Raw genomic sequence first — 26897 nt, 5'->3', positions numbered from 1 at the left:
TGGGCGTAATCCCGCCCGAACTTCAAGGCCCAGCGCCGCACCGTCTCGTAGGAGACGGCGATGCCGCGCTCCAGAAGCATCTCCTCCACCAGGCGAAGGCTCAGGGGAAAGCGGAAATACAGCCACACCGCATGGGCGATGATCGCCGGTGGGAACCGATGGCGCTTGTAGCTGATGGCCGGCAGGGTCATGCACGCCCACCTACACCGCTTGCCGCCATGCCGGAGTTAACGTGACGACGCCGAAATGAGATGGCGCTGGACGTTGAAGGTGTTGTACGTGGCTGCGTGAGTGAAGAGAAATCTCTGGGCTGAACCCGAGTTCAGAACACATATATGGTCAGCAGGGGCTGGAAGATCTCGGGCGATCGCTCATTCGCGCGGTTGTGCCCAATGCTACGCGCACGCGACGCCATGTTTTTCCTGTCACTAAAAATTACCCAACTAGACTAGCGCGTTGAAGAAATGCATGAACTAGTTTCTTCGGATCCCGAGTGAGAAGTGACTCCGGCCGGAACAGCAAACCGCCAACGGGAAGTGTCCCGTGCTCCAGCGCCAGCACTTCGCCGGCATCGCTGCGAGCGATTTCCCGCAAGGGAGCTAGAGCTTGGCCCGACGTGATGACGTGGCGGTGGTAGCAGCCGACGACGAGCGGCTTTGCGGTGCCCGACAACAGCCATGAGTCGGCCAAAGGTCGCGCCAACTCACGTTCCCCGTGGCGTGGGGTGTTTGCCAATGCGGCCTTGGCGCCGAACAGTTGGGCCAGCGCAACCATACCCTGACCGAGGGCCAGGACCGGGCGTCCGGCGGCGAGGAGTTCCGCGAGAACTTCGCGCGCGGTATCGAGCGCCCCGTCCGATAGGTCGGGGGAGACGACATAGACTCCGCCGCTGCATTGTCTCCGCGATCCCGCGGCTAAGGGCTGTAGGGTAACGTCGGCTCCGGCCGATGCCAGCAGGGCTTCCAGGGTCTGAGCGAAGGGCGCACCGCCCAGAATGGTGACCGGTATCCGCGTGGCCCGGTCTCCTTGGACAGCGTGCGGAGCCGCGGGAACGGCCTCGGGCCGCGCAGCCTGTTCCGATGCGAGGTCCAGCGTACGCAGGAGCGCGGCGGCTTTCGTTACGGTTTCGCGCTCCTCGTCTGCCGGATCGGATGAATGCAGAATCGTCGCACCGACGGTTATTTCCGCCGCTCCATCGGCAAGCCGCATCGAGCGCAGGACAATGCCGGTGTCCAGCCGACCATCGAAGCCGAGCCGCCCGATGGCGCCTCCATACCAGCGCCGCGGGACGTCTTCGTTGGCATCGATGAAGGCGATCGCTTCGCGGCGAGGCGCACCCGTGAGCGTCACCGCCCAGACATGCGCCCGAAATGCGTCGATCGCATCACGGTCGGGACGAAGAAGCCCTTCGACGTGGTCGACCGTATGCAACAGATGCGAATAAGTTTCGATCTGGCGGCGACTGAGAAGGCGTATTGAGCCGATCTCGCACAAGCCGGCCTTATCGTCACGGTCGATATCCGTGCACATGGTGAGCTCTGCGGCGGCCTTGGGCGAGTTGAGGAGTTCGAGCGCCTGTTCGGCGTCAGCTGCGGCATCTTCCCCCCGTCGGACCGTTCCCGAAATCGGACAGCTTTCGACACGTCTGCCGTCGACGCGCACAAACATTTCCGGCGAGGCGCCGACCAGTGCTTCGGTGCCAAGATTAGCCAGGAATTCATAGGGACTGGGGTTGACGCGATCGAGCAGTCGAAAAAGGGCATTGGGCCCCGCTGACATCTCACGCCTGAAAGTTTGCGCGAGAACCACCTCGAACAGTTCGCCAGAGCGGCAGGCTTCGACCGCTTTGCGCACCATGTCTGCATAGGGTTGCTCTGGCCTCGTGGTGGCCACCCGCATCGGCGCGGCAGAAGTGGAGACGCTTCCAGTGCGCGGGAGCCCCTGCGTCGAACGAGCGCCCAGGGCGAAGTCGTAAGTGATGATCTTGGCCTGGCCGGTCTCGGGATGGTCGGCGGCGACGATACGGTCCGGCAGATAGAGGACCATGTCATCGTGGTCGGCCTGCTGCCGGGCACGTTTCTCCAGCCCCAGCGTATGAAACGCCACGTCGAAGCCGAAGGGGCCGAAGAGACCAAGATGCGGGTCGTCCGAACTCAACCCGGCGACAAGGCTTCGGAGGGCTTCGAACAGTGTCTCGCCGTTGACGAGACGGCCCTCGACGGCATCCAGGCCCGTTTCGAGATCGGCGACGCCTCCACGCGCCAAAGCGGCGGCGAGGGCCGGCAGGATAACGGTGCCGCGCTCGTTCAGTGCCCGGCAGGATAGGCGATACGAGCGGAGGGAAAACCGAAGCGGCGGGTCGACGAACCCGAGCCAGTGCGGTCCGTAGCGCCCTGGAAACGCGAAATTGCAGCGTAATAGCAGGCCCTGCCGCGCTCCGAGGGTATCGATCAGTGCGTCGAGCCCCTCAGGCGCGCTGATCGTTTCCTCGGCCCGCGTGATGACGATTCCGGATGGGGTTGCGAAGCTGTGAATCACGTCGATGATGTCCGATTGTAGTCGAGATGCCGTTCGATCCGGGCGGCCACCCTTGAGAGGCCGAAGCAGATCGCAAAGAAGAACAGGCCGGCGAAGAGATAGGCTTCTGCCGAGTAGCTATTCCATTTCGGTTCGGAAACGGTGAGTTGCACGACGCCGAGCAGGTCGTAAACGCCGACCACGAGCACCAGCGTCGAATCCTTCAGCACCTGAATGAAGGTGCTCACGATGTTGGGCAGAGCGGCGCGCAATGCCTGCGGTAGTACGACGAGGCTCAGGCAGCGCCAATAGCCGAGCCCGAGAGCACGGGCCGCTTCGGCCTGCCCTGCCGGGATCGTGCGCAACGCACCCCGGATTACCTCGGCCATGTAGGCCGAGGCGTAGAGACACAGGCCGACCACCACGCGCGTGAACAGGCCGATCCCCTCTCCACCGGGAACGAAGAGCGGCAGCAGCACCACGGCCATGAAGAGAATGGCGAGCAGCGGGACGCCGCGGATGACTTCGACCGTCATGTTCGCCAACCCGCGCCAGAGGGGGCTGGCGGCCTGGCGGCCCAGCGCCAGAATAATCCCGGCCGGCAGCGACACGATCATTGCGGTAATCGATAGGAGCGCCGTCACGAAGAGGCCGCCCCACTGATCGGTTTCCACAGGCGCCAGGCCCAACACACCGCCGGCCGCCAGCATGAAGGCGGCAGCGATCCCGATCGCGGCACCCGTCACGGTCACGGCCGCTCGCCGGCGGATGCGGGGAAGCAGCGGCAGGGCTAGCCAAGCGAACAGCAGAAGGAAACCGACGTTCAGCCGCCACCGGGAGGGCGCGGGATAATAGCCGTAGATGAATTGCGGTAGCCGCTCGCGAATGAAGAGCCAGCAGGCGCCGGGGCCATCGCAACTCGCCGCTTCGCTCCATGGGAACACGGCGTCGAGCAAGGCCCAGCGAAACAGTTTCGGGCCGAGGAGAACTCCGGCAACCAGGATCGCCGCGAGCAGTAGGATGCCTCCTGTGCCCCATCGCCGGCTCGCGCGTGATGGCGGCGGCAAATCGGACGTCGTCACGGACATGGGGAAGCCGGGGTCTCGGTCACGCGCGCCAGCGTCTGGTTTCACTGCGATGAACCAGGCCGGAGATCCCGAGGCTGATCGCGAGATACACCGCCATCGTGATGCTGATCACCTCGACCGCCTGTCCAGTTTGATTGAGCGTGGTCTTGCCGAACACCTGCATCAGGTCGGGAAACCCGACGGCCGCAGCCAGCGACGAGGCCTTCACGACATTGACGAACTGATTACCAAGTGCCGGCAGGGCAGCACGGATCGCCTGCGGCAGAACGATCAGCCGCAAGGTGGCGAAGCGGCCGAGGCCGAGCGCCTGGGCTGCTTCCCACTGGCCACCAGGCACGGAAAGGACACCGCTCCGAAACGCTTCTCCGATGAAGGCCGCGGCGTAGATTGCGAGCGCAGTGACCAGCGCGGCGAATTCCGGAGGCAGAGTGAAGCCGCCGGTGACGTTGAAGCCACGCTGAACTGGCAGCTCCCAATCGGCCCAGGTGACGCCTGCGAGAAGGAGGAGAACCCCTCCTATGGCGAGGACAGCCTTGGTCGCAGATCGCTGGAGAAAGCCGAGAGTCGCTGGCAGACGCCGCGCCATGGCAGCCGTCAAGATCGATGCCGCACCTGCACTCAGACAAAGGCAGGCGACGGAATTCAGTCCCGGTGCCGCAACCACGATTCCGCGATTGTTGAGCAGCGCAAAGCTGCCGATATGAAGCGACTGTCTGACGGCCGGCAGCGCGCCGAACACCATGAAGTACCAGATGAACAGCTGCAGCAGCAGCGGCGTATTACGTACGAGCTCCGTCGCCGCCGTCGCTGCGGCGCGCAACGGGGGATCCCTGGACAGGCGAGCGATCGCCAGGCCCAGCCCAAGACCTGTTCCCAGCCCAATCGCCAATGCGGAAACGACGAGCGTATTCAGCAGGCCGACGAGGAAGGCGCGGGCATAGCTCTTCGTCGCATCGAACGGGATCAGGCCGAAACTGATGTCGAAGCCGGCCGTATCCCAGAGAAAGCCGAAACCTGCATGAATGCCGCGAGCCCGAAGCGTGAAAATCGCCATGGCGGCGAGCGTCCCGACGACGCACGCCGTCGCCGCATAGACACCGTACTCGATCCCATGGCGACGCATGAAGCTCTTGCCTGCACCTCCAAAAGCGGCCGCCATGGAATCAATTCACCGCTGGTCGCCAGACGTCACTGGAAGGAGGGCGAGAACAGCAGGCCGCCATCGCGCCAAAGGCGATTCAGGCTGTTTTCGCGCGGGATGACGATCGCGCCTTTCGGCCCGAGATTGCGCTCGTACATCTCGCCGTAGTTGCCGACGGCCTTAATGACACGCGCGGCCCAGTCTTTGTTGAGGCCGATCAGCTTGCCGAGGTCGCTGTCGGCGCCCAAAAGCCGGCGAATCTCGGGATCTGTAGCATTGGCCGCGAGATCATCCACCTTCGCCGCGGTCACGCCGAGCTCTTCGCCCGCGATCACCGCGTTCAGCGTCCAGCGCACGAGATTCGCCCACTGGTCGTCGCCCTGGCGAACCACAGGGCCGTTGGCAGCTTTCGAAATCGTCTCGGGCAGGATGGTATGGGCGCTTGGCTCCTTCAGCTTCGCGAGGCGTGCCGAAAGCGTCGACTTGTCGGTCGTGAAGGCATCGCAGCGTTCGGCTTCATAGGCGGCGACAACCTGGTCGGCCTGCTCGAACACCACCGGCTTATACTTCATGTTGTGCTGGCGGAAGTAGTCCGCGAGGTTTCGCTCGGTCGTCGTCCCAGTCTGAGTGCAGATCGTAGCGCCCTCCAGCTCGCGGGCGCTCTTGATTCCAGCCGATTTGCGGACGAGAAAGCCCTGACCGTCGAAAAAAGTGATGCCGGGGAACGAAAGGCCGAGCCCGGCTTCGCGTGACATGATCCAAGTGACGGAGCGCGACAAGATATCCACTTGGCCCGACTGAAGCTGGGCAAAGCGCGCAGCCGGCGTTGCGGGCAGGTATTTCACTTTTTCCGGATCGCCGAGAACCGCGGTCGCAACGGCTCGGCAGAAATCGACATCGAGGCCGCTCCAGCGACCCGACGCATCAGCGGCGAAGAAGCCTGGGAAGCTCTCACCCACGCCGCAATTGAGCGTGCCACGCGCTTTCACGCTGTCCAGCGTGCCGGCGTTTGCATGGTTCAGCATCGAGGCGACCAAGAGGGCCGCAGCCACGGCAAGCTCACATAATCTCATCGCATGAATTCCCCGATTATCACGACCGCGAGCGCACGTTTAGGCAGACCAATCCGGCAACGCAAGCATTGCTCGATCGGCCCGTGCCTTTGGCGATCCACGCTTGACGAAGCCTCAAAGGACTTGCTCGCTTTCCATCGCATTCACCTGAATGCTGGCATAGATGTCCTCCGGAAGCCGGTAGGTAGACGGGTCCTTTGGCTCGGATGGTAGTCCGCCCAAGGCCCGCTCTGGCCGGTCCAGTGATTGGCAGCGCCGCCCATGCCCTCGCCGGGAAGAAACGCCACTTGGGCCTTGTCACGTCGTCGAACGATCCACGCGACAACACTGGTTGACGATCTCGATCACGCGGCCGCGGCGGCCGCTCACCCCGCCGCCATCGCCGAAGAGCGAAAAGCTCGGTGGGGCTTGGCGGAAATGAGATGGCGCTGGACGTTGAAGGTGTTGTAGGGGGCTGCGTGAGTGGAGAGAAATCTCTGGGCTGAACCTGGGCTCTTGAAACCTTGTGTCTTGCGCCAGATTGCCTGCTGGATGATCGCGGGTGGAAAGCGATAACCGCTGTAACTGATCTTTGCCATTCTCAATGGCTACCAACCCGACCGAGGCGCAACAACTCCGCTACGGCGTGACGATGCCGGCACGTGCCATATAGCGCATCTCGCTGACCCTTTCCCAACCGAAACGCCATTATCTGATTGAAGAGGTAGTGTTCATTCTGCCCCGCCAAGTGAGGAACTTCGCTGTCCCGTGCGATGCCGTCGCCACATGCAGCGCATTGCTCCACCGCGTCGACTTCGTTGACGCTCCGAGATTGAGGCGGTGATGCAACGGAATCCGCTGCGTCACCGTCCGTACTTCCTCGAGTGCCGTTAAGGAATCGGAGCGCGGATTCGGGCATAGCGGAACGCCCGACCGACGCTGGCAGGCTGTCCGGCGGCCCGCATCACCAGCCCGCGTTCGCTTAGCCGCGCCAGTGCCCGCGAGACTGAGGCGCTCGTGACAGCACTTTCCGGCCGACCGAGCCCGGTGATGATATCGCTAGGTCGTGCCCAGTCGCCTATATGGAGCTGCGTCGCCGTTGCGTCATGAACATAGGCAGGCCATACCGCCAGCAGCGCAAGAATGTCATTCTGCAGGGGTGACGGTCCATTGCCCATGCTGTGAGGTCCCTTACCGGTTAATAACATTCCGAATCAGAGTATTATTAACCGCTAAAGATCAGGCAAGCCCTACGCAAAGAAAAACGTCACGGCAAAATCTCTGTCGGGCTCGACAACCAAGGCAAATTACCATGGGTAATCATGGCTGCGCTGGCGCTGCGCGCCCATACTTTCCGACTGAAATCTGACGGGTCGAAGTGGCGGCGCTGCAGCTCGCGACAGATCCTGCTGACGAAACCGGGCCAACCTCGTCGGGGTGCGACGCCAGCTTGGCGGCGACATCGCGAAGGGAAGCGTCACGATGATCGGGAGCGGCTCGGCGGATGGTGTGGGTGTCGTCGGACGCAATTCCCTGGGCGCCATAGGATCTGGACATTCGCCCGTTCACGCCGCGGCGAGAATCGCAAACTGCACTGCGATGGACGGATTTAGATTCTAGGCGGCATTGTTACGGGAATGGTGCGATATCCGCCGCGCCTACCGGCGATCGCAACAGAACCTGCGCGGCATTGTAGAAGCCCCTTTTCACGAAGCACCGGCGGCTCGCCTTTCACGGCCGGAGGTTCTGTGCAGGGATTTGCTCCGGAGCGTTCAGATGGACGCGTCGTATCCTCGACACGCTCGTGCTTCGAGGGACGGGAGAGGAGAGGCGATCGGAATGAAGAGAACGGCAAGACGTGGACGTGCGGCATCGGCGTTCGTGATGCGCCCGCTCACAGCGAACATCCCCGCCAACCGAACAGACCCGAACAGATAAGAACAGCGCTGTCCGTAACTGGCAGGATGTTGCCAGTGCGGAAGAACGTCCCGCGAACGACTCAGAAACGGCGCAAGGACCGTGCCGCCATATCTGACACGCTCACGCACCCAAGAACGCATGCCCCGCTCCAGGTGATCGTCCATTTCAGCGAAGGCGAGGCCAAGGCCCTGGCCGTGCTGGCCGGCGCGTTGGGATCGGACGAAGGACGCGCCGCTGGCCAGAGCGCCCGCCCGCGTCAGGGAAGAAATGAACATCGCCAAGTCCCGGCACCGCAACATGACGAAGCACGTCAGGCCCCATGTCTGAGATCGCCCCTGACTGCACAAGCTCTTCGAGGGGTTCTGTTGCAAATTCCCTAGGTGTGAGCTCTCAATAGGTTGTCCATCCGGTCCCGAGCGAGGAAGCTGAGGTTGCGAAGCTTCAGTCTCCATCGAAGGAGGACCGGATGAACATCCACAAGAATGCCCGTGAGACGCAGTTGGGTCGAGAGCGGCAGGCACGGCCTCTGGCGTGATCGCCAGGCGACAGATTGTAAGACGTCAGCAGACGACGTTTGAGGCCCTTGAATTTCCGGCCATCATTCAAGCAGATCAGATCATTGGGTGCGACTGACTTCTTGATCTAAACCGCGGGTTCACGCTTCTCCTCGACAGGAGCGCTTCGCCGCTCATCCATGCATCGAACGGTGACAGCTTCTACTCGACTGCCGGGCGCAACCTGCTACCGGCATTCCAAGCCTCTTTGACTGCTTGTTTTCGCCGAAAGGCCGTTGTGAGATATGCAAGAGCGTTTCAAGCTCGCTATTCGGGGAACGAAACGACAATGAAATTCAAGCCCGTTATCTCTGCCGGCCTGTTCGGCGCCGGCCTATTCGTTTGCTTCGCGACTGCTCCCGCGGTCGCCCAATCACCCAAGCCGCCGGCTCAAGTCAAGGTGACGAACGCGCGTACCGCGCCACTGGCTTCCCTGGAAATCACGACGTCGGGCGAGCAGCCGCGCCTGATCGCCAAGCTCACCAAGCCGCTCGGGCCCGGCAAGAGCATTGCCCTCAAGCTGAACAAGCCCACGGGCTGCAGCTACTCCGTCCTTGCCAAGTTCAGCGACGAGGTCGAGAGCGATAGTGACCTCATCGATCTGTGCAGCGAGAAGTCCATCCGACTGACGGATTGAACCCGCAACCATAACGGATTGGCAAGTCACACCGACGCACATGTAGGCTCGCGGCGGTCCTCCTGATCTCCGATAATGGCAAAAGCTGATAGGATAAGTTGTGGCACTTGCATCGACGACCGCCTTGGTGACCGGGGCCGACAGCCAAGGGATTGGGCGCGGGATTGCGCTGGCGCTGGCGCGCGAAGGTGCGGACGTCGCGCTTCACTGGTACCGAAGTGAATCGGCCGCCGAGACGCTCGCCACGGAGATCCGCGCACTCGGCCGAAACACGGTGCTCGTGCATGCCGATATGGGCGATGCGTCCGCCGCCCGCGCCGCAGTAAGGCAGGCGGACAAGGCGTTGGGCGGTCTCGGCATCCTCGTGTGCAACGCCGCCAGGATCCAGCGAAAGCCTTTCCTCGACATCACTGACGAGGACTGGGCCAGTATCCACGCTGTGAATCTGCAGGGTTATTTCGCCTGCTCGCAGGAAGCCGCCAAGCTCATGATCGGCCACCGCAGGCCGGCCCGGATCATCATGGTCTCGTCGGTTAACCAGGCGCATGCCAACCCTGACATTGCCCATTATGTCGCGACTAAGGGCGGCGTGATGATGTTGGCCCGCGCCATGGCTCTCGAGCTCGCGCCTCACGGTATTACTGTCAACCTCGTCGCTCCGGGTACGATCGAGACTGATATCAATCGGCACATGCTCGCTGATCCGGAGTTTCGCGCCCGCAAGCTCGCGCCGGTCCCCGTGGGCCGCGCGGGGCTCCCCGAGGACGTCGCAGGGGCCGTCGTCTATCTCGCGGGCGAGGGAGCGTCCTATATCACAGGCTCGACCATCACAGTCGATGGCGGGTTGACCATCACCTGATCGAGGCTGCGCTTATGACCGATCTGCCGATTCAAGAGGTCTATGCCATCCGCTTCGCCCACCACGCGGCGCGCAGGCGCAGCGAGAATTTCCTGGGTGGCGATGCCCATGACGGGCCGATGCCGTTTGACTACTTCGTCTTCGTGATCAAGGGTCCGTCAGGCGCTGTCGTCGTTGATACGGGCTTCAATGCCGATGTAGCGCGCACCCGCGGCCGCCAACATCTGCGCTGTCCGAGTGAAGGGCTCGCGCTCCTCGGCATCGAACCCGCGTCCATTCGCGACGTTGTGCTGACGCATTTGCACTACGACCACTGCGGCAACCAGCATCTGTTCCCGCAGGCGCGGTTTCATCTCCAGACGTCGGAGATGGCCTATGCCACCGGCCCGTGCATGTGCCACGGCATGCTGCGCGGTGGGTACGATCCAGAGGACATCGCCGCGACGGTGCGCAAGCTCTTCGAAGGGCGCGTCGCTTATCACACGGACGAGGGCATGCTCGCACCCGGGATCACGCTCCACCGCGTCGGCGGCCATACCGAGGGGCAGCAGGTTGTGCGCGTGAAGACGCGAAAGGGCTGGCTCGTGCTCGCTTCGGACGCGACCCATTTCTTCGAGAATTTCGAGCGGGATATCCCGTTCCCGTGGATCTACAATGTCGGCGCAACGCTGGAAGGCTTCAAGCGCCTGCGCGAACTCGCCAGTGATCCCCGGCTGGTGATCCCGGGGCATGATCCGCAGATCATGGAGCGGTTTCCGGCAGCCTCCGAAGCCGCCAAGGGGATCGTCGCGCGGCTCGACTGACTCCGCGCAACGATTGAAACTACCAGTGTCGGCTTTTCACTTCACAGGCACGATGTCCATCGCCAGCGTCTCCTCGTCGCTGCGTAGTCGCACGGTTTGGGCCCGATCCTTCCAGACGGCCCAAGCATACTTGATTACGGTCAGCGGCAGCGTCGCCCGATCCTTCATGAAGAGGCCAGCGGCCTTGTTCAGCATGTCGCGGCGCTTAGCATCGTCGAGCTCTCCGCCAGCATCGTCGATCAGCTGATMGACCTCCGGGTTGGCATAGGCGCGCCAGTTGAACTGGCCGAGCTTCTTGGCGGGATCGTTGGAATGGGCGATGGCCGAATAGGTGTAGTAGGCCTCCCCGGTTATCGTGCCCCAGCCGGCCATGGTCGCCGACAGCTCGCCTCGTGGTCGGGCCGAGAACAGGATGGAGACCGGAACGCCGTTGGCGGCGACGTCGATTCCGACCCGCGCCAGCATCTGGACCAGTGTCGTGCCGATTTCGCGGTCGCCCGGGAGGCGATCCACGGTAAAGCTCAGGGTGAACTTGAAGCCATTGGGGTAGCCGGCCTCCTTAAGCAACTGACGCGAACGCTCTAGGTTGGCCTTGGTGGCGGGAATGTTGTCATTGTAGCCGAATATGCCCTGCGAGACGAGCTGCGTCGCCGGCGAACCCATGCCGTCCATCGCGATCTCGCCAAGCTGGCCACGGTCGATGGCGAGGTCGATCGCCTCGCGCACGCGCGGATCCCGGAACGGGTTTGCGGGCAGTGCTGAGCCATCCTTGGCGCTGACCTGCGGCGTCTTCTCGCGTAGATCGAAATCAAGCAGGAAGACGAAGATGGTGTCCTGCGTCGGTACGCTGAGCTTGGCGTCCTTCTGCAGCGAGGCGACGTCGTTGGCCGAAACGCGCGCAATCATGTCGACCTGTCGAGCGCGCAATTGAGCAACGCGCGCCGCGTCATTGGCGATCTCCTTGCGCACGACCCGCTGCCAGGGCTGCGGGCCGGCCCAATAACCGTCGAAGCGGTCGAGCGTCAGATCAGCCTTCGGGGTCCAGGAGACGAGTTTATAAGGCCCGGTTCCGATCGCGGCCTTTCCGGAGTTGAAGGCTTCGTTTGAGGTCTCGCGATTGAGACCGGCAGCCGCCTTGGAAGAAACGATGAACAGCCTGACAAGATCGTTGGGCAGGGTCGGCGCGGCGCCCTCGGTCAGCAGATGGACGGTGAAGGCATCGACGATCTTCACCTCCTTGACGCGTCGGGTGTAGAGCGTCGCCGGATTGGGGCCGGTGACATTGGCGATGCGCTCGATCGAGAACTTCACGTCCTCTGCGGTGAAATCCGAGCCGTCGTGGAATTTCACGCCCTTGCGGAGCTTGAACTCCCAAGTGGTTGCATCGACCGGCTTCCATGACTCGGCTAGCCCCGGCTCGACCTGCAGCTTCTCGTTGGACTTGACCAGCGTGTCGAAGACATGCTTGAGCGCCTCGACATGGACACCGAGCGCGCTGAAATGTGGGTCCATCGATTCCGGACCTGCACGTACGCCCACAGTCAGGGTCTGAGCCGACGCCAGCGTGGCCGCGGCGAGCCCCAAAGCCAAAGATGCTGCGCCTAGAAACCTATTGATCAACATGCCCCGCTCGCCTTTGCTCATTGTTCGCCCTCCAAAGATTTTTCGAAGCCGTCCACTGCGGAAAAGCGGATTATCTGCAAAAATGGAATGACAGTCGGGACGTCGTTCATTACGGAAGGCCACTCGGCACAATCAATCCAAGCCGGCCAATCACAGCCTCGCCACCGTCCGAAGTTCTCGCTCGACTGGGCAGTCTGCCAGCTCAGTCTTGGGCTACTGCGGGGCTCAGGTAGGAATGACGCTTCACATCGGATCAGCATCGCCATCATGGCGAATTCAGCCGACGGCTTGGCATGGACGCCGCGACTGGTGCTGATGACGATGTCACTATCGATAAGGCCAGCGGGAAAGTCCAAGAGGATCGCCCCACGGGCAGGGGGACTTCGCCAGCGTGCTTCCCGTTCCGATTTTCGCTGGAACGATAAAACGATCTTGCGGTCGGCGATGTGACGCGTCGGCGGCACCAGATCCGGATTGAAGGCAACCTCGGCCTCGAACCCGGCAGCTTGGTGGATGCGAGGGACAGGCTCAGCCTTGAGCGGAGAGGTGACGAAGATGGCCCGCCGCTGCATGCCTTGCTCAAAACACTGAGGACGAAAGCTGGAAGCAGAGATTGTGCCAATTGGAACTGGTTTGTACAGTGCTATTTGCGAGCCTCCGGAACGGTTCTCCTGTCTGTCGAAGAATGTGGCACAGCCACGTCTCGATGCTTCACAGTCGGCTACCCATCCCGAGACTGGCGCCGTGGCAAGTCCTGCCAGCACTAATTCGACCGCCGCATGATGTTCATGCTCCGTTCGACCTTAGCGTAAGATTTTGAGCAGCTCTTGTTCTGACCCCTCGTAGGGTCGGGCGTTACTCGACTGCTTCCCGGCGGGGATCGGTGTGGCGGGCTTCGATGTCGGCTTTGCTCGCCTGCATCAGTGCCTTTGCATAGGGATCGGTGGGCACGGCGGCGGGATTGTAGCTCTCCTCCTCGCCGAGATCGGAGGCCGGAAGCGGCGGTGCGCGCAGCCCTTCATTCACCATGGCGACCTTGTCGGGACGCTGCGCCTTGTCCTCGCGCATTTGGCGCTTGGCGCGGCGAAGCTGTTTCGAGAGCTTTTCGAGGCAGATGTTGAAGGCAGTGTAGATTTCTACGTTCTCGTGCTCGGCGGCGAGGTTTTGCATGCCACGCGAGCGGAACCGGATTGCGCAGGCGTAGAAGGCCCCCGTCTTCTTGAATTGCACCGTCGCCTCGGTGATCCGCCCGAAATATTTCCCGGCGGTCTCTTCGATCTTGCGCTCGGCGAATTCGCGGAGCGCGTCCCCAAGCTCGACATTATGGCCTGAGACCATGATCGGCTTGTCCATCGCTAGTCGCCGCATCGGCTTCCTCCGTTAGGGGTTCCCCACCCAACCGCAGCACGAACGACCAGGGTTTCAAGCTTTGACCCCGAATGCAAGAGCGTAAAATTTGCCGATCCCAGAGCGGACAACCGAGGCGGGCCATCGTTCTCTGCATGCTGAGCTTATCAGGGGGCGCCAGGTCCTTCGGCCAAGAATATCTGTAGCGAGATTGCGGGGGGCAGCAGCAGGCGGTGTATCAAAAGCTGCGACTATCCTTTCAGGCTGACGAGGCTGATACCTAACTCAAGAGGCTGTTGCCGAAGGCGGGCGCGGACGATGACGCTCGCTGGCGCTGTCTGTAGCGGCCTCGAGGCCTCCGATCAGGATCGCATCCGAGCTCGGATTAGCGCGCCAAAGGAATCTCACTGACCCACGTAGTGCAGCTTCGAGCGTCGGCTGACACCCTGGCTTTTCACCGGCGATGGGAGATGCTGATTGACGGGATAGGTTACGCTGTGTGGCGCGGAGGCGTTGTCATGTCTGGACGGCGCCCTTTGATCAAGGGGATTTCTTTGGCGCGGCGAGGGTCGTGGGAGCGGTCGTGTCTTCGGGGCGTTGTCACGTTAACTGCCGGCAGGCGGCAAGAGGAGCATTCGGCCTGATGACAGGCTCAGGCCGCGACGCCAGCCACGGCTTTCCAGCGCGCCATGGCGTTTAGGCGATGCAGATGGGTGGCCAGGGCGGTGCGACGGGACCGGGGCGGAACGAATTGATTGCGGACGGCGGAGAAGACGGCGACGAACCGTTGCAGACCTCCCGGGGAGCGAAAGCCCTGCATCGCCCGCTCGCGTCGTCGCAGAGGCAGGTGCGAATTCTCGGCGCGGTTGTTGAGGCCCTTGTACGCGCGATGCTCGATCGCCGGCATGATCTGGCGCCGGGCGGCGGCATAGGAGCCGAGTTGGTCGGTGATCATGCGCCGGGGCGGGCAGCCCCGCTTCTTGAGAAGGCGCCTCAGCACGCGCGTGGCTGCCTTGGTGTCRCGYCGSGTCTGCACGATCTCATCKAGGRTATAGCCGTCCTGATMGACYGCSCGCCASAGCCARTGCTTCTKKCCGGCGATGGTGACGACGAYCTCGTCGAGRTGCCARAGGTCGCGGCGGCTCGGCCTYTTGCGCTTSAGGYGGYGGGCGTAATCCCGCCCGAATTTCAACGCCCAGCGCCGCAGCGTCTCATACGAGACGGTAATGCCGCGCTCCAAAAGCATCTCCTCCACCAGGCGCAAGCTCAGGGGAAAGCGAAAGTACAGCCACACCGCATGAGCGATGATCGCCGGTGGGAACCGATGGCGTTTGTAGCTGACGCAGGGCTGGCTCATGCCAGTCCACCTACACGGTTTGCCGCCACGCCGGAGTTAACGTGACAACGCCGCAACGCCAGCCGTGGACGATTTCCATTCGGATCGCGCTCGCTGATCGGCTGTCTCCAGTGGGGGCGAAAGCCCTCAGCCGCCCTTCGCATATTTCCAGAACCGGCCCTTGCCTTCGGCGATCCAGGCAAGCGCCTCGTCGATCCGCTTGTCGCGCGTGGCTTCGGTTTTCGCGTCGGCGATCCAGACAACGTATTCTTTCTGGAACGACGTCGACTTGCTCTCGAATATCGTCTTGACCGATGGGGAAGCCGCAAGGCGGTCGACGAAAGCGGGAGACGCGACGACAGCCTTGGCGGGCGCGGATGACCTACGGGGCGCGACCTTCGCGCGTTGCTCGTTGAGCAACATGGCCTCCTGGACCCAAGCGATAAGCTCGGCGTCGACAGGGAGATCCGCGAGACTCGTCAACTTMCCCATGAAGCGTTTGGACGCCGGCAAATCGACGCTCGCCTTGAGCCGCGGGTCGCTCATCAGCGAGCCTTTCCAGAAGGAAAAGGCGCAATGCGACTTGTAGGCGGCAAAAATGCACATCATCTCGCCTCGGTAGTCGAAATGGGGGTTTCCCCATTTCAAGGTTTCGACAACCTCCGGGCAGGTCGAGCGGACAACGCCGCGTAGATGCGCCAGGATCGGCTTGGCGAACGCTTCGACGCCTTCGGCGTACGCGTCGACCTTGGGTTCTGGACCAGGCATCCTGACTTCGCCTCTTGATCGAATGATCTATGGGTGGTTTCGAGGATCGAGCGCGCCTTGCTCGCGCTTCTTCCTTGAAGATCGGAGCGCCGGGCCAGAGACCCAGGTTTGCATTGGCGCTTTCGTCCAAATCGATGGAGCTGGGCCGCCTCGGCGCGCGTGGCCGCTATTGCATGGCGGAGGGGTCCATCCACAGAACCTCCCAAACGTTCCCGTCTGGGTCCTCGATGTGGCGGTTGAACATGAAACCGAGGTCCTGGGCTGGATTCGGATCGGCGCGGCCGCCGGCCGCCACACCTTTTCCGATCGTGGCGTCCACCTCGTCCTTGCTGTCAGCGGTGAGCGCGATGAGCATCTGGCTCTCGCGCTTGGGGTCCCCGATCGGCCGCGCGGTGAACTGTCGGTAGTGGTCGTGGGTCAGCAGCATGACCCCGATCGAGTCCGAGAACATCACGGAGCTGGCTTTGTCGTTCGAGAACTGCGGATTCAACGCGCCTCCGATAGCAAGGTAGAAGCGTGTCGCCGCCGGCAGATCGCGCACTGGCAGATTTACGAAAATCATCCTAACCATTTATCTGGTTCGCTCCTCAGGCGGAGTACTGGTCGGTCTAGTACTATGTCTTTGCCTATCACATGCGGAACGGAACCGTCTAGTACCGAAGTGGGGATGGCATGAAGGTTGATKGCGAAACCCGATCGGCGCGCAAGGAGCGTGATATCATCCACGCGGCCACCGTGGCGTTCGTGAGCCAGGGCTATGATGGAACGAGCATGGAGGAGATCGCTACTAAGGCCGGCGTCTCCAAACAGACGGTCTACAAGCATTTCGTCGACAAGGAGACGCTCTTTGGCGAGGTCATTCGCGCGTCGGCCGCTCAGGCTACCGAAACCTTTGATGCGGTCGCCGCGTTGCTTACCGAGGCGGAATTCATGACGGGGGGACTGCAGAAGGTCGCTCGACGCTTCATGTCGACGCTGATGGACGAAGAGCGGTTGAAGCTGCGACGCCTCATCATCGCCAACGCCGATCGAATGCCTCAGCTCGGCCGCGACTGGTATGAAAAAGGGTTCGAGCGCATGATTGCCTCGATGGCGACCTGCTTCCAGCAGCTGACAAACCGGCAGCTTCTTCGTACACCCAACCCGTATTTGGCCGCGAGCCATTTCTTTGGAATGTTGCTCTGGATTCCCATGAACGAGGCGATGTTCACGGGTAACAAGAATCCGCGCTCCCAAGCCGAGCTTGAAGGCCACGCAGACGCGACGGTCGAAACATTCCTCGTCGCCTATGGCGAGCCGGCGAAGCCTTCGGCGTAGTCGCCCACGCGGGCATTGTCACGTTGTCGAACGATCGACGCGACAACACTGGTTGACGATCTCGATCAGGCGGCCGCGGCGGTCGCCCACCACGCCGCCATCGCCGAAGAGCGAAAAGCTCGGTGGGTCTTCGCGGAAATGAGATGGCGCTGGACGTTGAAGGTGTTGGAGGTGGCTGCGTGAGTCGAGAGAAATCTCTGGGCTGAACCCGGGCTCTTGAAACCCTGCATCTTGCGCTCTCGTCGTAGTGTCGGCTGATGCGAATTTTCCACGCGATTGTTGCACCAGCGACCGCGTCGATGCCGATCCGAGATCCCAAGATCCCGGACTGCCGCTCCATATGAACGCAGGTCATCCGTGATCAAGCGCTCCGGTATGAAGCCATGCTTCTTGAGTAGTCTGCGCAGCACTTTCAGCGCGGCGCTCTTGTTTCTTTTTGCCTGAAGCAGGACGTCCAGGACCTCGCCTTCGGAGTCAACGGCCCGCCAAAGATAGACTAGGCGACCGTCGATCTTGAGATAGACCTCGTCCAGGTGCCATGTGGCGTGAGGCTTTGGTTGGCGTTGGCGGAGATTGGCGGCGATCTTGGGTCCGAAATGGTTCACCCAGCGGCGCACCGTCTCGTCGGACACGGCAATTCCGCGCGCGGCCAGCAGATCCTCGACGTCGCGGAAGCTGAGGGTGAACCGGAGATACAGCCAGATTGCCTGCTGGATGATCGCGGGGGGCAAGCGATAACCGCTGTAACTGATCTTTGCCATGCTCAATGGCTACCAACCCGATCGAGGCGCAACAACTCCGCTACGCCGTGACAATGCCGATGGTTCAGTCAGGCCTCGGGTCAATGCCGTGCCTGTGCGATCCGACGCTCGACGCTGCGGCTGTAAAGGGACATGGCGTAGCAGCAGATGAAGAAGACCCCGGCAGCAAAGACGTAGCCCTCGCGGCCGAGGCCCAGCCAGTTCGGGTCCTTTAGCGCCTGCCCGATGATGCCGAGCAGGTCAAACAGGCCAATGATCGAGACGAGTGTAGTGTCCTTGAACAGGTCGATCACCGTATTGACGATGCCCGGCACGGTCAGCCGGAAGGCCTGCGGCAACACGATGAGACGATGCGCGTTCCAGTAGCTAAGGCCGAGCGAGGCGGAGGCCTCGTATTGCCCCTTATCGATGCCCTGCAGCCCGCCCCGGACGACCTCGGCAAGATAGGCGGCGACGAAGAGCGAGAGTCCAACGATGGCGCGCAGCAGCCGGTCAAAGCTGGTGCCCTCCGGCAAGAACATCGGCAGCATCACCATGGCCATGAACAGCACGGCGAGAAGCGGCACGCCACGCAGCAGCTCGATAAAGCCGGTGCAGAGCCAGCTGATCGCCGGCAGGCTTGAGCGCCGGCCGAGCGCCAGAACGATGCCGATCGGGAGCGCGATCACGACCGTCGCATAGGTCAGCAGCACGTTGAGCGAGAGGCCGCCCCATTGGTCGGTGGGAACGACTGGCAGGCCCAAGACGCCACCGAGCAGTAGCGTGCCGGCGATGAGAGGGCAGAGCGTGACAAGAAGCAGTACGGAAAGCACCGGGCGCGGATTGCGTGGCCAGGCGGCCGCGACAGCAAAAACGAGCAGGACAAGCCCAGCAAGCTTGACGCGCCAGCGCTCCGGCGCCGGATAGCGACCGAAGAGGAACATGTCGATGCGGTCGGTGACGAAGGCCCAGCAGGCGCCGGTGCCGCAGACCGAGCGGCTCCGACCTTGGAGCACGGCATCGGTGACGAACCAGCGCAGGAGTGGCGGCACCAGCACGACGAGCAGCGCAACGGTGAGGAGCGTCACCAGCCCCCCGCGAAACGAGCCGAAGAGATTCGTCCGGATCCAGCGGCGAATGATCGCCGTTGCCGAAGCAAGCTGCGGGCTGGGGTGCCTTGGGACGACAGTGACGATGGAGGTCGTTTCGGCGCTCGGCATCGTGCTTCCTAACGTTCCTTAAGCGCGAACCGGGCGTTCAGCCGCGCGAGCCCCGCCGAGACCAAGAGATTGACAGCGAGGAAGACGCCCATGAGGATCACCATCACTTCGATCGCACGGCCCGACTGGTTGAGCACCGTGCCGGCGAAGATCTGAACGATCTCCGGATAGGCAATGGCCGCGCCGAGCGAGGAGCTTTTGATCAGGTTGAGATACTGGTTGGTCATCTGCGGGATCATGACTCTGAGCGCCTGCGGCAGAATGACCAGCCGGAGCGTCGGCCAAGGCTTCAGCCCCAGGCTGTAGGCCGCCTCGCGCTGGCCCTTGGCGACGCCCTCGACCGAACCCCTGACTATCTCAGCGATGAAGGCGGCACTGTAGAGCGAAAGCCCGGCCCAGAGCGCGACGAACTCCGGTGGCATCACCATTCCGCCCGTGAAGTTGAAACCTTTGAGCGTCGGAGCGCTCCAGCCCGACAAGCTCGCCACCAGTGCGGCAAAGAGGGTGGGCGGTACCAGCCAGAGCCAGCGCGTGCCCTTGCGCCGCATTGGCAGGAAGTGACACAGCAGCGGTACGAGGACGAGGCTCAGCACCAGGAGGGCAGCGATCAGGGGTGTCCTGTCGCCCGCCAGCGGATAGGGCAGGAACAGACCGCGGATATTGAGATAGAACAGGCCTCCCAAGGACAGGCTCTGGCGGGCCTGCGGCAAGAGCTGGAGCACGCCGACATACCAAAAGACGATCTGGAGGAGCTGCGGGGTGTTGCGGATCAGCTCGACGATGGCGCCCGAGGCGCTGCGCATCAGCCAGCTGGTAGAGAGACGCATCACGCCGAGCGCGAGGCCCAGGACAGTGGTGGTGACGACGCCGAGCGCGGAAACKAGCAGCGTATTTGAGAAGGCCGCGACCAACGCCATGGCGTAGCTGTCCGTCGGCCTGAAGTTTGTGATTTGGAACGGCATGGCGAAGCCGGCCGGGCGCCATAAAAAACTGAAGTCCAACTCCATGTTGCGGCGCGCGAGATGGCTCGCCGCATTGTGCCCGAACCAGATCAGGACGAGCAGGGCGATACCGAGGACCACGCCCTGCCAGAGCAGGGCGTGGGATGATTTCATGGGCCACAGCGCGGCGTTGCTGCCGGATGTGGTTTTGGTCCGAGCCATGCCGGCGATCTCACCGGAACGGAAGAGGATAGTGCAGGCCACCCTGCGACCAGAGATTGTTCAAGCCGCGCGGCAGGCCGAGCGCCTTGGGGCCGAAATGGACGTCGTAGATCTCGCCGTAATTGCCGACCGCCTTGATGGCCCTGTAAAAGCCCTCGTTGTCGATGCCCAGTTGTTTGCCGAAATCGCCCTCGAGCCCGAGCAGGCGGCGCACGAAGGGGTCCTCGGACTTCTTCTTCTCATCGACATTGGCCTTGGTGATTCCAAACTCCTCGGCGGTCTTCAGCGCCGTGTCGACCCAAAAGACGATGTCGGACCAGCGATAGTCGCCGTCGCGCGTATGGAGGCCGAGCGGTTCCTTGGAGATGACCTCGGGCATGATTATCCAGTCGTCCGGCACCTTCATGGTGGAGCGGGCGGCGGCGAGCGAGCCGGTATCGTCCGAATAGCCGTCGCAGCGACCGGCCTCTGCGGCGGCGAAGGCTTCCTCCGACTTCTCGAAGAGCAGCGAGTTGATCGTCGTGCCTTTGGAGCGGGCGAAGTCGGCGATGTTGAGTTCGAGCGTTGCGCCGGTGATCATGCAGATTGTGGAGCCGTTCAGCTCCGCTGCAGTCTTAACCCCCAGGCTCTTGCGCACCATGAAGCCCTGGCCGGCGTAGAAATTGACTGCGACCTCGGTCAGGCCGAGGCCGATGTCACGGGCGAAGGTCATGGTCGAGTCGCGGATCAGCACGTCGATCTCGCCGGACTGTAGCACTGTGAAGCGGACCTTGGCGGTGGTGCCAACATACTTTACCTTCTTCGGGTCGCCCAGAACCGCAGCGGCGAGCGCTTGGCAGTAGTCGACGTCGAAGCCTTTCCAGGCGCCCCCGGAATCCTGGTAGGCGAAGCCGGGAATGCCGCTGTCGACGCCGCAGACCAACTCGCCGCGCTTCTTGATGGCTTCGGCCGTCGGCCCCGGGGCCGGCAGCGTCTGGGCGGAGGCGGCCGTGCTCAGCAGCGCGGCGCCGAGGGCGGACAGCATCGTCTTGAAGATGGTCCGATCTGCTTTATTCACGGTGACGATCCTTCTTCTTCGGGACGGGCGGCTTCGTATCGAACCGGCTCGGCATGCCAGCCGTCCTTGCGCTTGGCCCAGTAGGTCTCGCGCAGCTTCTGGCTGATGGGGCCGGGACGATCGTTGTTGAGGATGCGACCGTCGAGGCGGCTCACCCCGATCGGGCCGCCGGCGGTCGAGGAGACGAGGATCTCGTCGGCGTTGCGCAGCTCCTCGACGGGCACGTCCCGAACCTCGCAGGGCAGTCCGAGTTGGGCGCAGAGCTCGATGACGGAGAGGCGCGTGATGCCGCCGAGAACGTTGCGGTCTGGCGTTACGACGACGCCCTCGGTGATGCAGAAGACGTTGTAGCCCGGCCCTTCCGTGACGTTGCCGGCGGCGTCGAGCAGGATCGGATTGTCCGCGCCCCTCTCGTCCGCCTCGAACAGGGCGGCCGTCATGTCGGCCCAGTGGAAGTTCTTCGCCCGGGCGTTGACGGAAGCCTCGGGGATGCGCGGGGTCGAGGCGACGATCATATGGGCGCCGCGCTCGATCACCTCCGGTTTCATCAGCCAGACAAAGGGAATGGCGTAGGCGCAGAGATACGGGCGCGCGTTCTTGGGGTGATATTGCGTGCCGGGGAGGGGGCGTCCACGCAGGCAATCCATGGCGACATAGGCCTCCCGGAGACCAGCCAGCGCCACGAGCTTGTGCAGGATGCGGCGAATCTCGTCGTCGCTCTCGCGCGGGATGAGCCGCATCGCTTCCATCGAGGTGCGGAAGCGCTTGAGATGGTCGTCAAGCCGAAAGAAATTCCCGTCCCAGACGCTAACCACGTCGTAGGTCACGTCCGAGCGGCGAAAGCCCCAGTCGGTGATCGGGATGCGGGCCTCGGCGATCGGCATATAGGCGCCGTCGATGAAGGCTGCGCCGCTCGCCCAGCGGGCGGCGTCGGTTGATGCGAAGGTGGAAGCGGTGACGTTCATCCTGGACCTCTTCGTCGCGGTTTCGGATCACGGGCAGCGAGCGGAATCCTCCGTCATGTGCCGGAGGGCCGCTGAAAAGTTTGGCAAAATTCGCGCCGCGCCCGGCTCCGGGCACGACGGCGATGTCAAGCGGTCGGCAGCTCGGCAAGCACGGCGTCGAGGCCAATCCTTATCCGGCGGTACATCTCATCGAGTTCTGCCTCGGTGATGATCAGCGGCGGCGACAGCACGAGGCAGCCTTGCAGCGGGCGCAGGACTACACCTGCGGCAAGCGCCGCGTCGTAGATCTGAGTTGCGATGCCGCCCGGTACCAGCGAGGGCGCGGCATCCGCACCACTCCCGGAGCCCGGCAGTGCGACCTGAATGGCCCCGGCGAGGCCGAGGGCCCGGGTGGACGTAACGAGAGGGTGATCTTCAAGCGCCGCGAGCCCCTTGGCGAAGACGGGCGCGACGGAGCCGATATGGCCGAGAATGTCGCGCCGCTCGAAGATGTCGAGAACCTTAAGCGCAACGGCCGCAGCGACCGGATGAGCGCCATAGGTCGATCCGTGGTTGAAGATGCCCGCTGTTTCCGAACCGGCCTCCAACTCGTTGTAAAATTCGTCCGACATCACCACGGCCGAGATCGGCTGATAGGCACCGGAAAGCTGCTTGGCCGTGCTGAGGCAGTCGGGCTGGAAATCGAAGTTCTGGCAGCCCCACATCGTGCCGGTGCGGCCGAAACCGGTCACGACCTCGTCGGAATACATCCGGATGCCGTAGTCAACGAGCAGAGCTTTAATCTTGGGGAAATAGCCGCGCGGCGGCGGGAACATGCCTGCCGAGACCGAGAGCGGTTCGGCGATGAAGGCCGCGACGGTCTCGGGCCCCGCCGCCTCGATGGCGTCGCGGATCTCAACGACGAGGCGATCCGCATATTGGTCTTCCGTCTCACCGGGCAGTGCGCCGCGCGGCCAAGTCGGGTGCGTGACGTGGATTACGTCGTCGGTGGGAACGCCGAAGGCCTCCTGCACCGCGGCGCCGCCGCCAAGTGCCGTCGTAAAGATAGTGCCGCCATGATAGCTCGCGCGACGCGAGATGACTTTGCGCCGCTTGGGCTCGCCGGCCACGCGATTGGCGTACCAAGTGAACTTGACGAGCTGGTCGTTTGCCTCTGAGCCAGTCGTGGCGAACATGACATGGGCGTTCGGAATAGGCGCGGCGCGCGTCAGGCGCTCGGCGAGCTCCATTACGACGGGAACGGTCCTGTGGATGCCCGACGGGTACATCGGCAGCGCGCGGAGCTGAGCGATAGCGGCCTCGATGAGCTCCTCGTCGCTGAAGCCCAAGCCCACGCAATAGAAGGTCGAGACGGCCTCGATATAGTCCTTGCCGTCCTCGTCATAGGTGAAGACGCCCTTGCCACGGGTGAAGACCAGCGGCCGCTCCTCGCGCAGTTTTTTGAGGTTCGAGAAGGGCAGCAGCAGCATGTCGGAGTGATGATTGGAAAGGCGTGCGGCGATGTTCATGACATGCAGCTTCCTGTGATCACAGTTGACAATTAAGAACTATATGGCAATGACGATCCGCGTCAATCTCGCTCCAGATGATAAAGTATGCGGTGATTGGGCATGAAATGTGCAGCGTCCGTCTATGCTCTCGGGTGTCCATATGCATGCTGTGATCACGCCGTTGAAGCAAGAATGGGGTGATTTCCGTGGCCGCTCGCCTGCCGCATTCCCAGGTTGAGACGTCTCCGGAGCCCGATCAGGCGAGCGGGTACATGATCGAGCGCGATGGCGCAAAGAACGCCAACACGCTCTCGATCCAGGTCTATGAGGGCTTGCGGCAGAGATTGCTCTCGGGTGGACTCTATCCCGGCGCCAAACTCTCGCTGCGGTCGCTTGCGACCGGCTTCGGCACCAGCATGCAACCCGTTCGCGATGCAGTGTCTTCGCTGGTGGCCGAGGAGGCGCTCGAGATAACGCCGGCGCGCGGGATCCAGGTCCCGGCGCTCGATCGGACTGTCTGCGACGACATCTGGCTGCTGCGCTCACTGACCGAGGGCGAGGCGGCGGCGCGTTTCGCCCAGCGCGCGCAAGAGGCGGATTTCCAGGCGTTGCAGGGGCTGACCGAGGCTGTACGCAGCGCCTACCGCGGGGGAAGTGTGGGCGAGCACATGCTCGCTTTCCACGATTGGTCCTTTTTCATCGCGGAGCGCTGCGGTTCGGCGATGCTGGCGGCGCTGATCCGGCGGCTGCGCGTCCGCAATGCGCCGATCATCGCGTTCTGCCTCAGCGTGAAAGTCCACGAGGAGCCCGACTTCATGGAGTTCTCGACGCATGTCATGGAAGAACTGGCGCTGGCGGTCCATACGCGCGATCCCGGTCGCATCCGCGACCTGCGCCGCGTCGATATCCTGACCTATCAGCGCTACCTGTACGCCCGCCTCGGCTGGACGCTGTAGCAAACGACTTTCGAACCGGATCGAACCTATTCCTATTTGCCGGTCCACGTCGCCGCAGGCCTCGCCGCCGCGGCAAGTCCTCCGTGACGAACTCGGTCCGCTCGGCAAGGGGGGGCCTGATACGCGTCTGTGGTCCGATTGCCCTCAACAACGCCTTCGATGCGGGGAGGCACGTACAGATCAGCGGCGCTCAGGCCCGACTTCTCGTCGAACTCTGCGCGAGAGAGGGGAGGTCTCGATCGGTATCGCGGAAGTACCTTCTGATGGGGCCAATTCCCGGTCTATAAGTGGCGCCTGATTATCGAGCTTTGGGCCGAACCAAGCGAACAACAGGTCCAGAAAATTGACATTGCGACAAGCCAGATTCGATGCGCGAATTTCCCGTTGGCCAGACGGGTTCTCTCGTTATGAGGAGAACTAAATTGGCAGCCGCGAGGACTCAGGCGAAGCACTGACCGGGATGCGAGGGCCGGCCGCGGTTCGAAGCAAAACCACGGACATGGCGCATGACCTCGCTCGCCAGGTCCGCGAGCAGGCCATATTCGTTGAGCGGGATCCGCTGAAAGCTTCTCCACAGCTCAAGTCGGCGCATAGCTCTGTTGATGATACTCACCGAATGCGCTTTGATATCCCGTACGCAATGACGGGGCTGACATGAAGATCGGCGATCGTTTGAGAGAACTCCGCCAGAGCCGAAAGCTGACCGTCCGAGCCGTCGCCTTGCGCTCGGGCGTCTCCCACTCCTCGATCTCGCTGATCGAGCGGGATTTGATCAGCCCCTCCCTCAACACGCTGCATGCGGTCCTCGACGCACTAGGGACGACCCTCTCGGGGTTCTTTCTCGATTTTCATGCGGTTTCGCCCACGGATCCGTTTTGCCGCGCAGCGGATATGGCTGAAATCGGCCGGGCGGATGCCATTTCCTATCGCGTGATCGGAGCAGGTTACCCTAACCGCTCAATGCTGATGCTCCATGAAACCTATCCTCGGGGAGCCGATACCGGCGAAGCCTTCGTTCATTCGGCCCAGGAAGGCGGCCTCGTCATCCGCGGMGCGGTCGAGGTCACGGTGTCGGGCCGGACAGCGCTTCTGCAGCCCGGCGATGGTTATTATTTCGATAGCCGCGAGCCGCATCGTTTCCGCAACGCCGCGGACGAGCCGAGCGAGATCGTGAGCGCCATCACGCCCCCAACATATTAGACGTGTTCCTGAAAGGCGTTTACCGGAGAAGCACTCCGGACCTGATGGAAATATCGTCGATCGTGGGAGCAATACCCGAGCGTGATGATGACCCAGACGAGAGTGTTCAGGTGTMTGTGGCGGCGTTGTCTGCAGGGCGGGCGGGCATGATCCAGCCCGCCCTCAGCTACCAAGCGCCATCGATTTCCACCTGCTTTCATTGCTCATGCGGTTTAGTAGAACGCTGGGGCCATATACTGCCTACACTTCAAGGACGTGGTCGGCTCGTCCCCATTCGCGAACGGAACGAGGGCAAAGCAATGTTTCTCGACCAGCGCCACGACCTTGTCGGCCATGACCGGATCGTCGACATCGACGTCGCCGCCGCGCAAAGTATCGCAGCGAAGTGGCGGCTCACACGGAGATTGCTCCGCCTGCAGCTGGGTTGCCATCAGATCGCTCACGCGATCGCCGTTTCTGTCACCCGCTCGTTGGCGACGGTCGCTTGGCTGCATCGTCCTGTACCGCCCTGACGCGGCAACGGCGGTCGTCGAAACCGATCGCGCTCGGCCTGCCGGCGGCGCCTGCGGCTCCGTGAGAACCTCCGCTTGCTCGAGGGCGAAACTGGTCCGCGCCAGCTGCTGAAATTTCCTTTCGGCGGGTCCGGCCAGCTAGTTCCTGCTAGAATTGCGCACCGTTCGCGCGTGTCGCGCGCAGGCGCGGGAGAGCATACGATGAAGCGTTGGAACCTCGCCAAATGCCCGAAAATTTGGCGCAAAGGGTGCCCTCTTCTAGATGTGTAGTCCCGAAATCTGATGGTGCATCATCGATCCTGAGTCGTCAGGAGGAGGATGCATTATGGGAAGCGTTCTTCATGGCAGCGCCCGCACGACGGCGCGTGTTCGAGCCGAGCTCCCAGGGTCGAAAGAGAGCAGCCGGGCCCTTGCCGACCGCTACGGCTTGAATCCGAAGACTGTGCTCAAGTGGCGCAAAAGGACCACCACATCCGATGCGCCCATGGGACCGAAGGCCCCTCGAAGTACGGTGCTGACGCCGGCCGAGGAAGCCATCGTCGTGGCCTTCCGGCAGAAGACACTGCTGCCGCTGGACGACGTGCTGGGTTGCCTGAAGGACACCATCCCCGGCCTCAGCCGCAGCGCCCTGC

General features: G+C 62.6%; 24 protein-coding genes and 3 pseudogenes. 8 read left to right on the top strand and 19 right to left on the bottom strand.

Annotation, left to right across the window (positions count from 1 at the left end; genetic code table 11):
* The 7 genes and pseudogenes from AC1DIO_RS32260 to AC1DIO_RS32230 form a co-directional block, all read right to left on the bottom strand.
* Positions 1 to 191 (bottom strand): annotated as a pseudogene (locus AC1DIO_RS32260) (IS6 family transposase); the annotation flags it as partial.
* Between the two features lie 244 nt (positions 192 to 435).
* Positions 436 to 2538, bottom strand: a complete 2103-nt coding sequence (locus AC1DIO_RS32255) for a chorismate-binding protein (RefSeq protein ID WP_476833146.1) — start codon at positions 2536 to 2538, stop codon at positions 436 to 438.
* Complete coding sequence (locus AC1DIO_RS32250) at positions 2535 to 3605, bottom strand: amino acid ABC transporter permease (protein WP_476833147.1); 1071 nt, start codon at positions 3603 to 3605, stop codon at positions 2535 to 2537. The genes AC1DIO_RS32255 and AC1DIO_RS32250 overlap by 4 nt, the downstream gene beginning before the upstream one ends.
* Before the next feature lie 19 nt (positions 3606 to 3624).
* A complete protein-coding gene (locus AC1DIO_RS32245; protein WP_476854683.1) occupies positions 3625 to 4728 on the bottom strand; it encodes an amino acid ABC transporter permease in 1104 nt (367 codons plus the stop codon).
* Between the two features lie 65 nt (positions 4729 to 4793).
* On the bottom strand, positions 4794 to 5819 hold the full coding sequence (locus AC1DIO_RS32240) for an amino acid ABC transporter substrate-binding protein (RefSeq protein ID WP_476854682.1): 1026 nt from the start codon (positions 5817 to 5819) through the stop codon (positions 4794 to 4796).
* Between the two features lie 365 nt (positions 5820 to 6184).
* Positions 6185 to 6322 (bottom strand): annotated as a pseudogene (locus AC1DIO_RS32235) (IS6 family transposase); the annotation flags it as partial.
* Between the two features lie 1837 nt (positions 6323 to 8159).
* A complete protein-coding gene (locus tag AC1DIO_RS32230) occupies positions 8160 to 8360 on the bottom strand; it encodes a MucR family transcriptional regulator (protein ID WP_476833156.1) in 201 nt (66 codons plus the stop codon).
* Between the two features lie 201 nt (positions 8361 to 8561).
* Between AC1DIO_RS32230 and AC1DIO_RS32225 the strand changes: the two genes are divergently transcribed.
* From AC1DIO_RS32225 to AC1DIO_RS32215, 3 genes are all read left to right on the top strand, one after another.
* Positions 8562 to 8909, top strand: a complete 348-nt coding sequence (locus AC1DIO_RS32225) for a hypothetical protein (protein WP_441509092.1) — start codon at positions 8562 to 8564, stop codon at positions 8907 to 8909.
* Between the two features lie 100 nt (positions 8910 to 9009).
* Complete coding sequence (locus tag AC1DIO_RS32220) at positions 9010 to 9768, top strand: SDR family NAD(P)-dependent oxidoreductase (protein WP_476833148.1); 759 nt, start codon at positions 9010 to 9012, stop codon at positions 9766 to 9768.
* Positions 9769 to 9782: 14 nt separating this feature from the next.
* The gene (locus AC1DIO_RS32215; RefSeq protein WP_476854681.1) at positions 9783 to 10571 is read left to right on the top strand and encodes an N-acyl homoserine lactonase family protein; all 789 of its coding nucleotides are present in this window, start codon (positions 9783 to 9785) and stop codon (positions 10569 to 10571) included.
* 36 nt (positions 10572 to 10607) lie between these two features.
* On the opposite strand, the gene AC1DIO_RS32210 is transcribed toward AC1DIO_RS32215, so the two are convergent.
* From AC1DIO_RS32210 to AC1DIO_RS32185, 6 genes are all read right to left on the bottom strand, one after another.
* The gene (locus AC1DIO_RS32210; protein WP_476854680.1) at positions 10608 to 12083 is read right to left on the bottom strand and encodes an ABC transporter substrate-binding protein; all 1476 of its coding nucleotides are present in this window, start codon (positions 12081 to 12083) and stop codon (positions 10608 to 10610) included.
* 128 nt (positions 12084 to 12211) lie between these two features.
* Positions 12212 to 12766, bottom strand: coding sequence for a hypothetical protein (locus AC1DIO_RS32205; protein WP_476833150.1), 555 nt, complete (start codon positions 12764 to 12766; stop codon positions 12212 to 12214).
* A gap of 283 nt (positions 12767 to 13049) precedes the next feature.
* On the bottom strand, positions 13050 to 13562 hold the full coding sequence (gene hpf / locus AC1DIO_RS32200) for a ribosome hibernation-promoting factor, HPF/YfiA family (protein ID WP_476833151.1): 513 nt from the start codon (positions 13560 to 13562) through the stop codon (positions 13050 to 13052).
* Positions 13563 to 14193: 631 nt separating this feature from the next.
* On the bottom strand, positions 14194 to 14898 hold the full coding sequence (locus AC1DIO_RS32195) for an IS6 family transposase (protein WP_476854679.1): 705 nt from the start codon (positions 14896 to 14898) through the stop codon (positions 14194 to 14196).
* Between the two features lie 126 nt (positions 14899 to 15024).
* Positions 15025 to 15645: a DUF1801 domain-containing protein gene (locus tag AC1DIO_RS32190; RefSeq protein ID WP_476833153.1), complete on the bottom strand. Its 621-nt coding sequence runs from the start codon at positions 15643 to 15645 to the stop codon at positions 15025 to 15027.
* 166 nt (positions 15646 to 15811) lie between these two features.
* Positions 15812 to 16216 carry a VOC family protein gene (locus AC1DIO_RS32185; RefSeq protein WP_476769082.1) on the bottom strand — a complete coding sequence of 135 codons (405 nt, stop codon included), beginning with the start codon at positions 16214 to 16216 and terminating at the stop codon, positions 15812 to 15814.
* A gap of 101 nt (positions 16217 to 16317) precedes the next feature.
* Here AC1DIO_RS32185 and AC1DIO_RS32180 point away from each other — a divergent pair, with 101 nt between their 5' ends.
* On the top strand, positions 16318 to 16962 hold the full coding sequence (locus tag AC1DIO_RS32180) for a TetR/AcrR family transcriptional regulator (RefSeq protein WP_476854678.1): 645 nt from the start codon (positions 16318 to 16320) through the stop codon (positions 16960 to 16962).
* 65 nt (positions 16963 to 17027) lie between these two features.
* On the opposite strand, the gene AC1DIO_RS32175 is transcribed toward AC1DIO_RS32180, so the two are convergent.
* The 6 genes from AC1DIO_RS32175 to AC1DIO_RS32150 form a co-directional block, all read right to left on the bottom strand.
* Positions 17028 to 17723 carry an IS6 family transposase gene (locus tag AC1DIO_RS32175; RefSeq protein ID WP_476833154.1) on the bottom strand — a complete coding sequence of 232 codons (696 nt, stop codon included), beginning with the start codon at positions 17721 to 17723 and terminating at the stop codon, positions 17028 to 17030.
* A gap of 80 nt (positions 17724 to 17803) precedes the next feature.
* A complete protein-coding gene (locus AC1DIO_RS32170) occupies positions 17804 to 18922 on the bottom strand; it encodes an amino acid ABC transporter permease (protein WP_476769085.1) in 1119 nt (372 codons plus the stop codon).
* Positions 18923 to 18930: 8 nt separating this feature from the next.
* Entirely contained in the window at positions 18931 to 20037 is a 1107-nt protein-coding gene (locus tag AC1DIO_RS32165) for an amino acid ABC transporter permease (protein ID WP_476833155.1), read from the bottom strand.
* Positions 20038 to 20095: 58 nt separating this feature from the next.
* Positions 20096 to 21109 (bottom strand): amino acid ABC transporter substrate-binding protein, encoded by a 1014-nt coding sequence (locus tag AC1DIO_RS32160; protein WP_476833157.1) that lies wholly within the window; start codon positions 21107 to 21109, stop codon positions 20096 to 20098.
* 29 nt (positions 21110 to 21138) lie between these two features.
* Positions 21139 to 22107, bottom strand: a complete 969-nt coding sequence (locus tag AC1DIO_RS32155) for an aminotransferase class IV (protein WP_476769087.1) — start codon at positions 22105 to 22107, stop codon at positions 21139 to 21141.
* 125 nt (positions 22108 to 22232) lie between these two features.
* Positions 22233 to 23615, bottom strand: a complete 1383-nt coding sequence (locus AC1DIO_RS32150) for an aminotransferase class III-fold pyridoxal phosphate-dependent enzyme (RefSeq protein WP_476769088.1) — start codon at positions 23613 to 23615, stop codon at positions 22233 to 22235.
* Between the two features lie 254 nt (positions 23616 to 23869).
* Between AC1DIO_RS32150 and AC1DIO_RS32145 the strand changes: the two genes are divergently transcribed.
* From AC1DIO_RS32145 to AC1DIO_RS32130, 4 genes and pseudogenes are all read left to right on the top strand, one after another.
* Entirely contained in the window at positions 23870 to 24553 is a 684-nt protein-coding gene (locus tag AC1DIO_RS32145; RefSeq protein WP_476769089.1) for a GntR family transcriptional regulator, read from the top strand.
* Positions 24554 to 25207: 654 nt separating this feature from the next.
* Positions 25208 to 25753: a cupin domain-containing protein gene (locus tag AC1DIO_RS32140; RefSeq protein WP_476769090.1), complete on the top strand. Its 546-nt coding sequence runs from the start codon at positions 25208 to 25210 to the stop codon at positions 25751 to 25753.
* 299 nt (positions 25754 to 26052) lie between these two features.
* A complete protein-coding gene (locus tag AC1DIO_RS32135; protein ID WP_476769091.1) occupies positions 26053 to 26265 on the top strand; it encodes a hypothetical protein in 213 nt (70 codons plus the stop codon).
* A gap of 325 nt (positions 26266 to 26590) precedes the next feature.
* Positions 26591 to 26897, top strand: a pseudogene (locus tag AC1DIO_RS32130) (IS481 family transposase); the annotation flags it as partial.

The sequence above is a fragment of the Allobosea sp. 05T439 genome (assembly GCF_056396005.1).
Note: the sequence above shows the minus strand (reverse complement) of the source record. Positions and strands in the feature narration are given on the sequence as shown.